The sequence below is a fragment of the Caulobacter sp. 602-1 genome (assembly GCF_003931565.1).
GTDB lineage: Bacteria > Pseudomonadota > Alphaproteobacteria > Caulobacterales > Caulobacteraceae > Caulobacter.
Map to the genome: position 1 here is coordinate 1 of NZ_RRYI01000083.1, position 312 is coordinate 312.

Annotated in this window: 1 protein-coding gene; it reads left to right on the forward strand. The window is 50.6% G+C overall.

All coding sequences use genetic code 11. The features are described from left to right. On the forward strand, positions 1-312 hold a 312-nt coding region (locus EIK80_RS25340; RefSeq protein WP_370450263.1), incomplete at both ends, for an ABC transporter permease.

The window sequence follows — 312 nt, forward strand, 5'->3', positions numbered from 1 at the left end:
CGGGCTTCTTCCTCATCACGGTGATCGTATACGCGGCAGTGTGGTTCGTGATGAATCACACCACACTGGGACACGGTGTTTATGCAATTGGCAATTCCGAGGAATCTGCAAGGCGAGCGGGATTATCGCCATTGCACATCAAGTTGTTCATATATCCGCTCATGGGTGTGCTGGCTGCGCTGATGGCTATCATCTCTTTTTCGAACCTCAAGTTTGTTGATCCGACCAGCATTATGGGTACCGAACTGACGGTGATTGCTGCAGTGGTTATTGGAGGTACTAGAATCACTGGTGGTTATGGCACCCTGCTGG